The sequence below is a fragment of the Pseudomonas abyssi genome (assembly GCF_003444685.1).
Taxonomy (GTDB): domain Bacteria; phylum Pseudomonadota; class Gammaproteobacteria; order Pseudomonadales; family Pseudomonadaceae; genus Halopseudomonas; species Halopseudomonas abyssi.
This window is the reverse complement of sequence record NZ_LMAZ01000012.1, coordinates 6,943-20,803: the sequence shown is the minus strand read 5'-3', so window position 1 is coordinate 20,803 and position 13,861 is coordinate 6,943. Positions and strand designations below refer to the sequence as shown.

General features: G+C 61.5%; 17 protein-coding genes. 10 read left to right on the top strand and 7 right to left on the bottom strand.

Features of this window, described 5'->3' with window-relative positions; translation table 11 throughout:
* Window positions 1-28: 28 nt before the first annotated feature.
* Window positions 29-247 (bottom strand): SlyX family protein, encoded by a 219-nt coding sequence (locus ASB58_RS19220; RefSeq protein WP_407920693.1) that lies wholly within the window; start codon window positions 245-247, stop codon window positions 29-31.
* Complete coding sequence (locus ASB58_RS19215; RefSeq protein WP_118132008.1) at window positions 244-675, bottom strand: HIT family protein; 432 nt, start codon at window positions 673-675, stop codon at window positions 244-246. The genes ASB58_RS19220 and ASB58_RS19215 overlap by 4 nt, the downstream gene beginning before the upstream one ends.
* 275 nt (window positions 676-950) lie before the next feature.
* On the opposite strand from ASB58_RS19215, the gene ASB58_RS19210 reads away from it, so the two are divergent.
* The 4 genes from ASB58_RS19210 (at window position 951) to ASB58_RS19195 (ending at window position 5,385) form a co-directional block, all read left to right on the top strand.
* Window positions 951-2,210, top strand: a complete 1,260-nt coding sequence (locus ASB58_RS19210; protein WP_118132007.1) for an OprD family porin — start codon at window positions 951-953, stop codon at window positions 2,208-2,210.
* A gap of 155 nt (window positions 2,211-2,365) precedes the next feature.
* Window positions 2,366-4,099, top strand: coding sequence for a proline--tRNA ligase (locus tag ASB58_RS19205; protein WP_118132006.1), 1,734 nt, complete (start codon window positions 2,366-2,368; stop codon window positions 4,097-4,099).
* Complete coding sequence (locus ASB58_RS19200; protein ID WP_118132005.1) at window positions 4,099-4,806, top strand: hypothetical protein; 708 nt, start codon at window positions 4,099-4,101, stop codon at window positions 4,804-4,806. The genes ASB58_RS19205 and ASB58_RS19200 overlap by 1 nt, the downstream gene beginning before the upstream one ends.
* Window positions 4,807-4,809: 3 nt before the next feature.
* The gene (locus ASB58_RS19195; RefSeq protein ID WP_118132004.1) at window positions 4,810-5,385 is read left to right on the top strand and encodes a lytic transglycosylase domain-containing protein; all 576 of its coding nucleotides are present in this window, start codon (window positions 4,810-4,812) and stop codon (window positions 5,383-5,385) included.
* A 69-nt stretch (window positions 5,386-5,454) separates the two neighbouring features.
* Here the strand turns inward: ASB58_RS19195 and yccX are convergent, their stop codons facing one another.
* From yccX to ASB58_RS19180, 3 genes are read right to left on the bottom strand one after another with little or no spacing between them, the layout of a single operon-like run.
* Window positions 5,455-5,730, bottom strand: coding sequence for an acylphosphatase (yccX, locus tag ASB58_RS19190; protein ID WP_118132003.1), 276 nt, complete (start codon window positions 5,728-5,730; stop codon window positions 5,455-5,457).
* Window positions 5,723-6,190, bottom strand: a complete 468-nt coding sequence (locus ASB58_RS19185) for a TlpA family protein disulfide reductase (protein WP_118132002.1) — start codon at window positions 6,188-6,190, stop codon at window positions 5,723-5,725. Before ASB58_RS19185 ends, yccX begins: the two co-directional genes overlap by 8 nt.
* Entirely contained in the window at window positions 6,187-7,452 is a 1,266-nt protein-coding gene (locus ASB58_RS19180) for a YihY family inner membrane protein (RefSeq protein WP_118132001.1), read from the bottom strand. Before ASB58_RS19180 ends, ASB58_RS19185 begins: the two co-directional genes overlap by 4 nt.
* An 86-nt stretch (window positions 7,453-7,538) precedes the next feature.
* Here ASB58_RS19180 and arsC point away from each other — a divergent pair, with 86 nt between their 5' ends.
* The 3 genes from arsC to ASB58_RS19165 are packed head-to-tail and all read left to right on the top strand — an operon-like array spanning window position 7,539 to window position 8,900.
* Window positions 7,539-7,889 (top strand): arsenate reductase (glutaredoxin), encoded by a 351-nt coding sequence (gene arsC / locus ASB58_RS19175; protein WP_096006277.1) that lies wholly within the window; start codon window positions 7,539-7,541, stop codon window positions 7,887-7,889.
* On the top strand, window positions 7,886-8,500 hold the full coding sequence (gene wrbA / locus ASB58_RS19170) for an NAD(P)H:quinone oxidoreductase (RefSeq protein ID WP_118132000.1): 615 nt from the start codon (window positions 7,886-7,888) through the stop codon (window positions 8,498-8,500). Before arsC ends, wrbA begins: the two co-directional genes overlap by 4 nt.
* A complete protein-coding gene (locus ASB58_RS19165) occupies window positions 8,493-8,900 on the top strand; it encodes a DUF2069 domain-containing protein (RefSeq protein WP_235827343.1) in 408 nt (135 codons plus the stop codon). Before wrbA ends, ASB58_RS19165 begins: the two co-directional genes overlap by 8 nt.
* A 9-nt stretch (window positions 8,901-8,909) precedes the next feature.
* On the opposite strand, the gene hda is transcribed toward ASB58_RS19165, so the two are convergent.
* Both hda and ASB58_RS19155 read right to left on the bottom strand, forming a co-directional pair.
* Window positions 8,910-9,623 (bottom strand): DnaA regulatory inactivator Hda, encoded by a 714-nt coding sequence (gene hda, locus ASB58_RS19160; RefSeq protein WP_118131999.1) that lies wholly within the window; start codon window positions 9,621-9,623, stop codon window positions 8,910-8,912.
* A 151-nt stretch (window positions 9,624-9,774) separates the two neighbouring features.
* Window positions 9,775-10,881 carry a DUF2066 domain-containing protein gene (locus ASB58_RS19155; RefSeq protein ID WP_118131998.1) on the bottom strand — a complete coding sequence of 369 codons (1,107 nt, stop codon included), beginning with the start codon at window positions 10,879-10,881 and terminating at the stop codon, window positions 9,775-9,777.
* A gap of 280 nt (window positions 10,882-11,161) precedes the next feature.
* Here ASB58_RS19155 and purM point away from each other — a divergent pair, with 280 nt between their 5' ends.
* Genes purM through ASB58_RS19140 form a run of 3 tightly spaced genes read left to right on the top strand, consistent with a single transcriptional unit; the run spans window position 11,162 to window position 13,658 of the window.
* Entirely contained in the window at window positions 11,162-12,223 is a 1,062-nt protein-coding gene (gene purM / locus ASB58_RS19150) for a phosphoribosylformylglycinamidine cyclo-ligase (protein ID WP_118131997.1), read from the top strand.
* Window positions 12,224-12,226: 3 nt separating this feature from the next.
* Complete coding sequence (purN, locus tag ASB58_RS19145; RefSeq protein WP_118131996.1) at window positions 12,227-12,886, top strand: phosphoribosylglycinamide formyltransferase; 660 nt, start codon at window positions 12,227-12,229, stop codon at window positions 12,884-12,886.
* 10 nt (window positions 12,887-12,896) lie between these two features.
* Window positions 12,897-13,658: a DUF3108 domain-containing protein gene (locus tag ASB58_RS19140; RefSeq protein ID WP_118131995.1), complete on the top strand. Its 762-nt coding sequence runs from the start codon at window positions 12,897-12,899 to the stop codon at window positions 13,656-13,658.
* The last annotated feature ends 203 nt before the right edge of the window (window positions 13,659-13,861 follow it).

The following is a 13,861-nucleotide window of genomic DNA, read 5'->3' as shown; positions in this document are numbered from 1 at the left end:
CGCTCGGAACCAATCAGTGTGGTCAGTCCTAATAGTGCGGAGGCGGCGCCTCGTCGCCTCCGCCATCCGGTAGCTGGGCAGCAAAGTCGGCTTGGCGCTGAGCAAGCAACTCCAGTGAGCGCCGCAGGCGCCCCAGCTCCAACTGCTGCGCAGCGATCACGTCGTTCAGGGCCTGAATAGTGTCGTCCTGAAACGCCAGACGCGACTCCAGCTCATCCATACGCTCGGTCAACATACGCTCACTCATCGAAGCACCTCATCAAAACCAGCCTTGCCATCCAGTGCCGTGCGCACTCGCTGCAACCTGTCAGCCAGCTCATCCCCTGCATAGGGAATGGCGGGCAACTTGCCCCACACTGGCGCCGGCCAGGCAGGGTCCTGCCGGTAGCGAACAATATGATGTACGTGCAGTTGTGGCACCATATTGCCCAGCGCAGCAATGTTCATCTTGTCTGCAGCAAAGGCGTCATTGAGCACCTGCGCCAACACATCCGACTCCAGGTGAAACTGCGCTCGATCTTCCACAGACAGCTCGAACACCTCACGCAAGGCGTCGCGTCGCGGCACCAGTATGAACCAGGGATATTGACGATCGTTCAACAACAACAACCGGCAAAGCGGGAAGTCCCCCACTACGACACAGTCAGCCTGTAACTGCGAATGCAACTCAAACATGCTTGGCAAGCCTCGCAATAGCAAACAAAAAAGAAAACCGTCTCAAACCAGAACTGCAACTTACATTTTTCGGGAATGCCGCACAGCTCACATATAAAAACAGCGGCAAACCTCGCCATTTTGCCTGCAATAACTTATAAACATCCATTAACAAGGTGCTGTTTTTTCAGCGCTTGCTTTCACTGTTCCAATACAGATGCTTTAATATAAGGCGAAAACAAGAAGCCGAATCCGCTTGGAGCCTAACGGTTTTCTTTTAATCAAAGGAGCACACAATGAAGAACGCAGTTAAATGGAGCTCGCTGGCACTGGCAGTGGCTGCAGGCAATGGTCTGCTGGCTAGCCAGGCAATGGCAGAGGGCGAAGGTTTTGTCGAAGGCGCCTCCGCCACCCTGTACAACCGCACTGTTTACTTCAACCGCGATTTTCGTGACAACGTCGGTCAAAGCAAGCGCGAAGAAACCGCAACCAGCTTTTTGCTGAACTTTGAGTCCGGCTACACCCAAGGCCCGATCGGCTTTGGTGCAGACGTCATGGCCCAGGAAGGTATCAAGCTGGACAGTGGCCGCGGCCGCTCCGGCACTGGCCTGCTGCCGGTTGACAGCAACGGTCGTGCTGAAGCCGAGTACATGGAAATCCGTGGCGCCGTCAAAATGGCCATCCTGGATGACACCGTCATTCGTTACGGCTATCACATGCCAGAAAACCCGGTTGCTGCCTATGACGACTCCCGTCTGCTGCCCAACCACTACCAGGGCTACAGCATCACCAACAGCTCCATCGACGGTCTGTTTGTTGAAGCCGGTCGCCTGACCGATCGTGGCGAAATGGCTGACTCCAGTGAGACCGACGGCATCCACGGCGACGATAAAGACCTGACCTACGCTGGCGGTACCTACACCTTCACTGACAACTTCAGCGCCACTCTGTACGGCGCCGACAGCGAAGACCAGTACGAGCGCGTGTTCGCCGGCTTTGACTGGACTGTCCCGCTGAGCGAAGGCACCAGCCTGAACACTAACGTTGCCTACTACGATACCAGCGACGACGACTCCGCCGATGGTACCGAATTCGACAACCAGGCCGCCTCCATCGCCGTGACCCTGAACACTGGCTACCACGGCTTTGGTCTGGCCTACCAGCAGATGAGTGGCGACGGCCGTTACCTGTACGACGACGGTGAAATCTTTATCGCCAACTCCGTTCAGTACGCTGACTTCAACGCCGTTGACGAGAAGTCCTACCAAGCGCGTTATGACTATGACTTCGCTGGTCTGGGCATCCCAGGTCTGAGTTTCATGACCCGCTACATCGCCGGTACCGACATCAACACCAACGCCCCGCAACATGCCGGCGTAAACCGTGACTCTCGCTGGGAGCGTGACAGCGAAGTACGCTACACCGTGCAGGCCGGTCCGCTGGAAGGCGTGAACTTCCGCTGGCGTAACGCCACCGTTCGCCAGGACGCAGCCCTGGACGGCGGCGACGTCGACGAAAACCGTCTGATCGTCGGCTACACCTGGACCCTGCTCTAAGCAGCCCAGGCAGTACCAAAAAACCCGGCTTCGGCCGGGTTTTTTGTTGCCCGTCGGTCGGCAACAACAGCCTGACCCGCGGGCTGTACGCTGCACCGGCACAATCGTACAATAGCGCCCATTCTGCCCGTCTCTGCTCAGGACCTGACTAGCTCATGCGTACCAGCCATTATCTGATTTCCACCCTCAAGGAAACCCCCTCGGACGCCACCGTCATCAGCCACCAGCTGATGCTGCGCGCCGGCATGATCCGCAAGATTGCGTCGGGCCTGTACACCTGGCTGCCAATGGGCCTGCGCGTACTGCGCAAGGTGGAGGCTGTCGTACGTGACGAGATGGACAAGGCCGGCGCACTCGAAGTGCTGATGCCCGCCATTCAGCCTGCCGAACTCTGGCAGGAATCCGGCCGCTGGGAGCAGTACGGCCCCGAGCTGCTGCGCCTGAAGGACCGCCACGACCGCGAGTTCTGTGTCGGCCCGACGCACGAAGAAGTCATCACCGATCTGGCGCGCAACGAGATCACCAGCTACAAACAGCTGCCGATCAACATGTATCAGATTCAGACCAAGTTCCGCGACGAGATCCGTCCGCGTTTTGGTCTGATGCGTGGCCGCGAATTTCTGATGAAGGACGCTTACTCCTTCCACCTGACCCAAGAGTCCCTGCAGCAGACCTATGACGGCATGTACCAGGCGTACTGCAACATTTTCAGTCGCCTGGGTCTGGAGTTTCGCCCGGTCGTAGCGGACAACGGATCCATTGGTGGTGAGGGCTCCCACGAATTTCACGTGCTGGCCGACTCCGGCGAAGATGCCATCGTGTTTTCCTCCAGCGGCAGCTACGCCGCCAATATGGAAAAAGCCACCGCCCAGCTGCCCCAGGGCAACCGCCCCGCTGCCAGCCAGGAGCTGACGCTGGTCGACACGCCCAACCAGGTCACCATCGCCGCGGTCAGCGAGTTCCTGCAGCTGCCGCCCGAGCAATCGGTAAAAACCCTGATCGTGCTGGGCGCTGCCGAAGAAGGCGAGGCGCAGCCGCTAGTGGCTCTGGTCCTGCGCGGTGACCACGAGCTGAACGAGATCAAAGCTGAGCACCTACCCTTGGTACACGCACCGCTGACCTTCGCCAGCGAAGCCCAGATCATCGACACCATCGGCTGCAAGCCCGGCTCCATCGGCCCGGTCAAACTGCCGGTCACCGTCATTGCCGACCACAGTGCTGCGCACCTGGCCGACTTTGTCTGTGGCGCAAACGTCGACGGCAAGCATTACACCGGGGTGAACTGGGAACGCGATGCACAATTTGACCAGGTTGCCGACCTGCGCAACGTCGTTGAGGGCGACATTAGCCCCGACGGCGAAGGCACCTTGATTATCAAACGCGGCATTGAAGTCGGGCATATCTTCCAGCTGGGCAAAAAATACAGCGAAGCGATGAACTGCAACGTACTGAACGAACAGGGCAAAACCCAGCTGCTGACCATGGGCTGCTACGGCATCGGCGTATCCCGCGTGGTCGCAGCGGCCATCGAGCAGAACTACGACACGCGCGGCATCCTCTGGCCTGACGCGCTGGCGCCTTTCCAGGTAGCCCTGGTGCCGATGAAGATGGAAAGCTCCGAAGCCGTTCAGCAAGCCACCATGGCGCTGTACGACGGCCTGCAGGCAGCAGGCGTTGAAGTACTGCTGGATGACCGCGACAAGAAAACCAGCCCTGGCGTCAAGTTTGCCGACATGGACCTGATCGGCATCCCGCACCGCGTCGTGATCAGCGATCGCGGCCTGGCTGACGGCCAGCTGGAATACAAATACCGACGCGATCAGGACGCAATCACGGTCGCTGCCGACCAGATGTTGCAATATCTGCTGGAGCGCGTACAGAGCAACTGATGATGCACACCGCCACTTATCCGCTAGCCGCGCGCCTGCTTGGCGCGGGCGCGGTGCTGGGTCTGCTGCAAGCCTGCAGCAGCGCACCGGCGTCAAACACAATGGTCGCGCCGCAGATCGAGCGCGAACTGCTGAGCCACAGCCTGCACATCGAAACCGGCGAGCCGCTGGTCATGGACACGCCGCATCGCAACATTCGCGTCACCGAAAGCAGACTGTTCAGCATCCGCCAGTACGACGCCCAGGGCACCTTGCAAGATGAGCACCGCCAGTACCAGACCTTGCCCTGGGCCGAGCGCACCCTGACCATCCAGCTGGGCGAGCTGGCGGTGACCCGGCAAACCGACAGCGACGGCCAGCTGCGCCTGAACCTGCTGGACGAGGATATCGTGCCCGTGGACTTCGACCAGTTGCGTGTGATTGAACTGGACGCACAGGCAACGCCCGAAGTACGCGCCGAGGCCACCCTGCTGATCGACCGTGAACTGCGCAGCGTGTTGCACGAAGCCTCGGAGCTGATCTACGACAACCTGGAAGAAGACGACGTCGAGCAGTGGGTGGACCGTATCGAGCGTCTGCGCCAGCTGGGCCTAAAGGAAGAAGCCAGTCAGCTGGAAAACATGCTGATTCTGCTCACCACCGGCGACCCGCACCTGCAAGGTGAGTTCGTCCAGGCGCTGGATAACGCCACTACACCGCAGGAATAGCCCATGCGCACAAGGATCGTGCTGCTTCTGCTGAGCTGGCTTGCCGCACAAACGGCCGGTGCCAACACCACCACGCCGCCGGTTGACCCGGAGTTGCGGGCCGAACTCAAGCAGGCCATCGCCAGCGCGGACAGCTTTCATGACCGTTTTGATGCCGAGGTCTGGCTCCTCGACATGTCAACCCGAATGACTCCGTACATTCGCGACGAGCAGCAGCGCCTGCGGCTGCTGCGACTGGTGCACCAGGCTGCTACCCGCGCGGGCCTGAAGCCCGACCTGGTGCTGGCCGTCATGCATGTGGAAAGTTTGTTTGACCCCTACGCGCTGTCTTACGTCGGCGCCCAAGGTGTCATGCAGGTGATGCCATTCTGGAAGGCCGAGATTGGCCGCCCCGATGACAACCTCATCGACCTGGCGACCAACCTGCAGTATGGCTGTGCGATTCTCAAGTTCTATCTGGACAAGGAAAATGGCAACCTGCGCCGGGCACTGGCGCGCTACAACGGCAGCCTTGGCAGCAATCGCTACCCGGACAAGGTGCTGGATTACTGGTACAGCTACTGGTACGTCACGCCGTAAGCACCCGCCGACACCCGCAGACTAACGGCTCCACCCGAACAAGGCAGTATGGCCGCCTGACAGGGCGTTCTAGCCCAACTGGGCAAAACCGGCAATGTCCTGCCAAAGGCAACCGGCCAGCTCGACGCTCTCTACCTTGGCCGTGCGCGGGCCACGGCGCAGCCAGCCGGTCATGGCTTCCAGCGCGTCTTCCGGGCCGCAGAGCAGAACGCTGACGCTGCCATCCTCTTCATTGCGCACCCAGCCACTGACGCCCAGGCGATTGGCCTCACGGACCGTCGCCTGCCGAAAGCCCACACCCTGCACTACACCGCGTACCCTGCCCTGCACACAGATTTCACTCATTGCCCTGTTCCTTATTATTGTCGGAGTTTGCTGTCATCAGCGGCATGAGGCTGTCGTAATGCTGCGGCCCCTGCAGCACCTCAACAATCCGTCCCTCGGCGTCCAGCAGGTAAGTGGTTGGCAGCACCTGCGGACGCGGCAGCTCAAAATCCTGAACGAAATCATCGCCCAACACCGGAAACGCAATACCCATGCGCTCGCTGGTCTGGCGTAGCTGCTTCCCAGCGGCGCCGTCGTAGTCAACACCAAGCACCCGGCCGACAGGCAACTCCGCTGCCAGCCGGTTCAGCTCGGGCAACTCATCCCGGCAGGGGCCGCACCACTCAGCCCAGTAATTCACCAGCACCCGCCCCTGACTGAGCGCCGCCGCCTCTACAGACCGGCCGTACTGATCGCGCCAAGGCCCTGCCGCATCACAGGCAGCCAATAGCACGCTCGCGCATAGCAACAGCACTCTCATGAGCTGACCTCCCGAGACGGCATTGGCGCGGCCACTAGCCCGTCGCTCAGCAGCCAGTGCTTAACGCTGCCACGCAGCGCCTGGCGACGCGCCCGATCGGCCTCCGCCAGCGCTTCGCTGAAGCCGGCAAACCAGTCCTGATTGCCCGACAAGGCAGCCGGCAGGGATTCATGAGTTAGCGGCGGCTCCGGTATCCGCTCCAGGATAGCGCTCAGTTCGACCTGATCCAGGTCACGGCACAGGACGTAGCCACCCCCCTGGGTACGTGCGATCAGCGACTCGCTCTCCAGCCAATCAGTCAACTGCAGCCACATTTCTTCGTGCATCGACCAGCCACTGCCGTTCACATAGGCCAGATCCACCTGCCGCCCCTGCTGCTGCGCCAACAAAAACAGCCTCAACAACACCAGCAGATTGATCATCCAGGGGTAATCCGGTCGGCGCCAGGCAAAGCCGTTACCCATATTGCTGACCAGCTCGGCGCCCAACAGGATGATCAGCCAGCTGACGTAAATCCACAGCAGAAACAGCGGCACCGCCGCAAAAGCGCCATAAATCAGCTGGTACCCGGGAAACAGCTTCACATACAGGGCAAAACATCCCTTGGCGCCCTCAAACAATAAGGCCACCAGCACCCCGCCGGCCACGCCAAACTTCAGCGGCACGCGGGTATTGGGCACGGCGACAAACAGCAGAGTGAAGGCGGCGATACTCAGTATCAACGGCAAGAAGCGCAGCATGCCACTCCAGGCCGAGGCCAGGAAGGCACCTTCCTGAAAGAAGGACATGGACGCAACGTAGGTGCTGACCACAAACCCCGCGCCCAGCAGCAGCGGGCCGATACTGAGTACCGCCCAGTACAGCAGAAAGCTGGACAGGCCACGCCGGGGCTGACGGATGCGCCAGATGGCGTTGAATGCCTTCTCGATATTCACCAGCATCATCAATGCGGTGACCATCAACAGCGCGACACCGGCGCCGGTCAGCTGCCGGGCCTGACTGGAAAAGGCGCTCAGGTGCTCCTGCAGCGCAGCGCCGCTGGCCGGCAGAAAATTCTTGAAGATAAAAGCTTCAACTTGACCGCCAACCTGATCAAACGCCGGAATCGCCGCCAGCATGGCGTAGGCAACGGTCATCACCGGCACGACCGCAAACAGCGTGGTATAGGTCAGGGCTGCGGCATTCTTGATGCAGTTATCCTCAAGAAAGCGGCGCGCCAGATAGCGGCCAAAGTGCAAATACTGGTTCAGTTGACGCGGCATTCCTGCTCCCTGACAGCCCGGTGCAATAGCGCTTAGAATAACCCCCAACCCCAACCTTAGGCCACCGCGCCCCCGGAGGACAACCGATGACCACCACCATTTACCACAACCCGCGCTGCTCCAAATCCCGCCAGGCGCTGGAGCTGCTGGAGAGGCAGGGCGCCGACATCGACATCATTCGCTACCTGGACACACCGCCAGACGCCGCCACCCTGGTCGAGTTACTGGAACGCCTGGGGCTGAGTGCTCGCGAGCTGATGCGCAAGGGTGAGGATCCCTACAAGGAACTGAATCTAGCCAACCCGGAGCTATCCGAAGCCCAGCTGGTTCAAGCCATGGTCGACTACCCCAAACTGATCGAGCGGCCCATCGTCATCCGCGAGGGCAAAGCGGTCATCGGCCGCCCACCTGAGCGCGTACTGGAGCTGTTCGAATGAGTGAACCCTACGTTCTGGTGCTCTACTACAGCCGCCATGGTGCCACCGCCGAAATGGCCAGACTGATTGCTGAAGGCGTTGAAAGCACCGGCATGGAAGCGCGCCTGCGCACCGTGCCACCGGTGGCGCCAGAAACCACCAGCGCGCTGCCGCCGGTGCCGACCGAGGGCGCAATCTACTGCACCGAGGCCGACCTCAAGCACTGCTCTGCGCTGATCCTCGGCAGCCCGACACGCTTCGGCAACATGGCCGCGCCGCTCAAGTACTTCATCGACGGCACCAGCAGCCTGTGGCTGAGCGGCAGTCTGAACGGCAAGCCTGCTGCCGTTTTCACCTCCACCGCCAGCCTGCATGGCGGCCAGGAGTCGACGCTGCTGTCGATGCAGCTGCCGCTGCTGCACCACGGCATGCTGCTGGTCGGCCTGCCTTACAGTGAGAGCGCCCTGACCGAAACACGCGGTGGCGGCACGCCTTATGGCGCCAGCCATCACGCCGGCAGCCAGGGGGATCGGCGCCTGGATGAGCACGAAAGCCACCTGTGCCGCGTGCTCGGCTCACGGGTCGGCAGTATCACACAGCAACTGGCGGCAGGAGCCAAGATCGGTGGCTAAGAAGAAACCTCTTCCCTCGCTGGAATACCTGCAGCCACGCTGTCGCGTCAGCCGTCTGGTCGCCCTGGTCGGCTATGCCGGCCTGTTGCTGTCCATGCTGGGTTACAACCTGTTCTTCGCTGACCTGCATGGTGCCAATCCGGTTATCGTCATCGGCGTACAGCTGCTGCCGCTGCTGATCTTCCTGCCCGGTGTTATTACCGCGCACGTGCGCACACACGCCTGGCTGGCGTTCGCCATCAACCTGTATTTCATTCAGGGGGTCTTGATCTGCTTTCAGCCGGGACGGCTGGAATACGGACTGCTGATGAGCGGCTTCAGCGTGCTGTACTTTGTCGCCGCACTCTACTTTATCCGCTGGAGCTTTCAAGCCCAGCGGGTCGAGCGCGGCGAGACCTGAGCTCCCAGGCTACCAGCCCATCTCGCGCTTGACGAAGGGAATCGTCAAGCGGTGCTGGTCGCGCAGCGACGCCTGATCCAGCGTTTCCAGGGCAGCGAACAGTTCGCCCATACCGCGCGCGCCACGACTGAGGATATAGCGCGCAACCTCGTCGGTCAGTTGCAAGCCACGCTGCGCGGCACGCAACTTCAGCACCTCCTGCTTTCCGGCGTCATCCAGCGGTTGCAACTGGAACACCAGGCCCCAGCCCAAACGCGAGGCCAGATCCGGCAACTGCAAACCCAAGGCCCGAGGCGCGGCGACAGCCGCCACCAGCAGACGGCTGCCCTGCTCACGCGACCGGTTATACAGATGAAATAGCGCCTCTTCCCAATCAGGGCGGCCGGCCACTGCTTCCAGCTTGTCCAGGCACAGCAGGTCTACCGATTCCATGCCTTCCAGTAGCAGCGGCCCTTCCTCTACCAGCTCATCCAGTGGCAGGTACATGGCCAGCCCGCCCACATCGGCCAGGGCATGACAGGCAGCCTGCAACAGATGAGTACGTCCGGTACCTTCGCTGCCCCAGAGATAGAGACAGCACTCCTCAATCGACGATTGCGGTTCGGCAAAGGCCTGGGTCGCAGCCAGCACGCCGGCATTTGGCCCCGGGTAATAGCTGGCAAAGGTCGCCTCATCGCGCAGCTTGATACCCAGCGGCAGCTGGATAGGCCGTCCGGCAGACATCAGCGCACCTCCGCCAGAGCAGAAGCAAGCACACGCAACAGCGCAAGACACGTAGGCACCGGCTGCACAACAACAGCAGCCGCCCGGTAGTCACAGTCCGGGGTCATGGGGCAGTCCTTAGATAACCTGATAAGCCAAGCCAGCCCGAGAGCTAGCGCCAGCGATAATACAGGGTATTGGACGGCGCTGCCGCCTGAACCGGCAACTCGGGCTCGATTGCCGCGCCGTCTTCCAGCGAAGACGCCGGTGCCTCGGGCTCAGACGCTGGCTGTACCGGTGCCTCGACGCGAATCAGCCGCTGGTCCAGCATGAGCATGCGCTCCAACTGAGCCTGATCGCCGGGGAAGTCAATGGCGAATACCACCTGGTCGCCGCTGACCGAGACCAGGCTTGGCTGATGCTGGCTGCTCAACTGCTGCAGGCTGCGCTGCAGGTCAGCGAAAGCGCCAACGCGGTTGATACCGCTGATGTGCAAGGTCCAACCCGACGCCGTGCCATCCGCTTGCGCACCGACGGCGTACTGGCTGTGTACTTCGAGTGCCAGCGCGCGCATCAGGTTGTCGGCCAGCACGGCGGGATCTGTGTTGCGCTCCTTGCCTTCGAGCGTGCGGTCGTTGAGCCAGAAGGTCCAGGCCAACTGCCAATCCTCGCCCGCATCGCGGTACACATCCAAGGCCAGGATACCCTCGCTGGCATAGCGCTCGCTGGCCGCCTCCAGCGCCTCGGCATCACCCTTGAGCACTTCGTCCTCGCTGATATTGGCGCGGTCTTCCAGATCAGATAGCGGCTGCATCAGCGCCACACCACGGAACCGCGCCGCCGTGCGCAGTGCCTGGCCCATCTCGCTGCCGGGGGCCATGAAGTCGCCCCCCAGCTCATCGCGCTGAACGGCCCACACCAACACGCCCGGACGATTGCGCCCTAACACCGGCACCTTCGCCTGGCTCAGCGCATCACGCAGCAGCAGGGGGTCAAACTCCACCTGCATGCTGCCATCGTCCTGCAGTGCGCTGATCTGCCGGGTCACCGAGCTGGGTTCGGCGAGCACCTTGGCCAGCGCCGGGGCCTCAGCATCCAGGTTGTTGCCAGCCAGTCGCTCCAGCATCACGTCCAGGGCGCTGGACAACTGTGCACCCTGCTCCGCATCGGCTTGCGGCGGCAGTTGCACCTCATACAGCGAATCCAGCACCGCCGCGTGGGCAGCCAAGGGCAGGCATAGGGAGAGAAATCCGATAGAGAAAAAGCGCGACAGGGGCATGAACAGTTCCGTCAAGGTGGCGGGCACAGGACGCTCGACTGCAGGTATTGCAAGCCGACCAAGCTCTCTACATTAACCAAGCCACCGGTGCGCAGCAACCGCAGCGTCATGCGATGCGTGGCCGTCTGCGCCAGGATGGCGTCCGGGCGGGCCGAGCCGCCTTCAGCATGGCTCTGAGGCCGATGAATTGATAGACTATGCCGCTATCCGGCGCCGCGCCCGGCAAGGCATGACGGGGCGGCGGACCTATTTTGTCCCTTGATCCCTTCGAGACCCGCTCATGAGCAGCCAGACGCCCTCCAAACCTTCGATCAGCTACAAAGACGCCGGCGTGGATATCGCCGCCGGCAACGCCCTGGTTGACCGCATCAAGCACGTTGCCAAGCGCACTGCCCGCCCCGAAGTCATGGGCGGTCTCGGCGGCTTTGGCGCGCTGTGCGAAATCCCGGAAGGTTACCGCCAGCCGGTCCTGGTATCAGGCACTGACGGCGTTGGCACCAAGCTGCGTCTGGCAATGGATCTGGGCATGCACGACAGCATCGGCATCGACCTGGTCGCCATGTGCGTCAACGATCTGATCGTCTGTGGCGCCGAGCCGCTGTTCTTCCTGGACTACTACGCCACCGGCAAGCTCAATATCGACGTCGCAGCGCAGGTGGTCACCGGCATTGGTGCTGGCTGCGAGCAGGCTGGTTGCGCCCTGGTTGGCGGCGAAACCGCCGAGATGCCCGGCATGTACGAAGGTGAAGACTACGATCTGGCCGGCTTCTGCGTCGGCGTGGTCGAGAAGGCCGACATCATCGACGGCACCAAGGTGAGCACCGGCGACACCCTGATTGCGCTGCCCTCCTCCGGCCCGCACTCCAACGGCTACTCGCTGATCCGCAAGATCATCGAAGTCGCCGGCATCAACATCCACGACACCCAGCTCGACGGCAAGCCTCTCAGTGAACTGCTGATGGCGCCTACCCGTATCTACGTCAAGGCCCTGCTGCAACTGATCAAACAGACCGGCGCTGTTAAAGCCATGGCCCACATCACCGGCGGCGGCCTGCTGGAGAACATTCCGCGCGTGCTGCCGGACGGTGCCCAGGCCGTTATCGACCTGAACAGCTGGCAGCGTCCGGCTGTCTTCAACTGGCTGCAAGAGCAAGGCAACGTTGATGAAACCGAGATGCACCGCGTGCTGAACTGCGGCGTCGGCATGGTCATCTGCGTTGCAGCCGACCAGGCAGACGCGGCGCTGCAAAGCCTGCGCGACGCCGGCGAGCAACCCTGGATCATCGGTCAGATCAGCAGCGCCGCCGACGGCGCCGAAGCCGTTGTCCTGCAGGGCAACTGATCGGTGAGCTGCCGTGTTGTCGTTCTGATCTCCGGATCAGGCAGTAATCTGCAGGCAGTTCTGGACGACCTGGCCGGTGCCGACGCACCGGCCGAGGTTGTCGCCGTCATTTCCAACAAAGCCGAGGCCTACGGCCTTGAGCGGGCCCGCAGCGCAGGTATCGAAACCCGCGCACTGGACCATCGCAGCTTCGCTGATCGCGCCGCCTACGACCAGGCTCTGATCGAACAGATCGACGCCTTTGCCCCTGATCTGGTCCTACTGGCGGGCTTTATGCGCATTCTGACCGCCACCTTCGTGACACATTTTCATGGCAGGTTGTTGAACATTCATCCGTCCCTGTTGCCGAAGTACAAAGGTCTGCAGACCCACCAACGGGCACTGGACGCAGGCGATGCCGAACACGGCGCCAGCATCCACTTTGTGACCGAAGAGCTGGACGGCGGCCCACTGGTGCTCCAGGGGCGTGTAGTGGTTCATCCCGACGACGACGCTGACAGCCTGGCGAAGCGGGTACAGCAACAGGAACATCGGCTGTATCCGCTGGTGGTACGCTGGTTCGCCAGTGGCCGACTGCGCCTGATTAACGGACTGGCCAGCCTGGACGGCAAGCCGATTCCATCCGGTGGACTAAGACTGGAAACCATTGAATCCAGCATGTGAGACACAAAAGATGCACGCCAACCTCAGATCGCGCACTACCCGCTTTTTCATCGCCCCTCTGGCGACACTGGCACTAACCCTCGCCGCCGGCAGCGCCAGCGCACTTGAACTAACCCCTTTCAGCGCCAGCTACGCCGCCGACATGAAGAACATTCCGGTCAACGGCGAAGCAGTCCACAGCCTGCAGCAGAACGCTGACGGCAGCTGGCAACTCTCGTTCAGTGCCAGCATGTTTGTAGCGCGCCTGACAGAGCAAAGCAGCCTGCAGGTTGTTGATGAGCAAATTCGCCCTCTGAGCTACCACTACGAACGGCGTGGCCTTGGCCGCGGCAAGGAAATCACCCAGCAGTTCGACTGGCAGCAAGGTCAAGTCAACGGTCAGTACAAGGACGAAGCCTTCAGTCTGCCGACCGAACCCGGTCTGCTGGACAAAACCACCTACCAGCTCGCCCTGCAGGCTGACCTGGCAGCAGGCAAGCAGGACATGCGCTACCGCGTAGTGGATGGCGATGAGGTAGAGGAATACCACTTCCGCGTCGTTGGCGAAGACCGGGTGACCACCCGTGTAGGCCAGTTTGACGCCGTGGAGGTAGAGCGTATCCGCGAGCCCGACGCCAAGCGCGAAACCACCCTCTGGTTTGCCAAGGACTGGAACTACCTGCTGGTACGCCTGAGCCAGACCGAAACCGACGGCCAGCACTATCAGATCATGCTCAAGGAAGCGAGCATGGACGGTCAGCCGGTCAGCGGCATCCCGGTGAAGGGCGACTGAAGCAGTCGCTGAGGCGCGGAACGCCGCGTCCAGTAAAGCGCTGAAGAAAACCGCTACACAGGCTGACTGTGCGGCGGTTTTTCTTTCTTTTAGCCTCAAGCCTGGCTGCCGACTTCAGCGTACGTTATTCTAGGTCTTGCTGTCGTTGAGTCAGCCTTTCGCCTTTTACGGCGAGCCAAGGGGGGCTGATTGCCCAGCCCCCC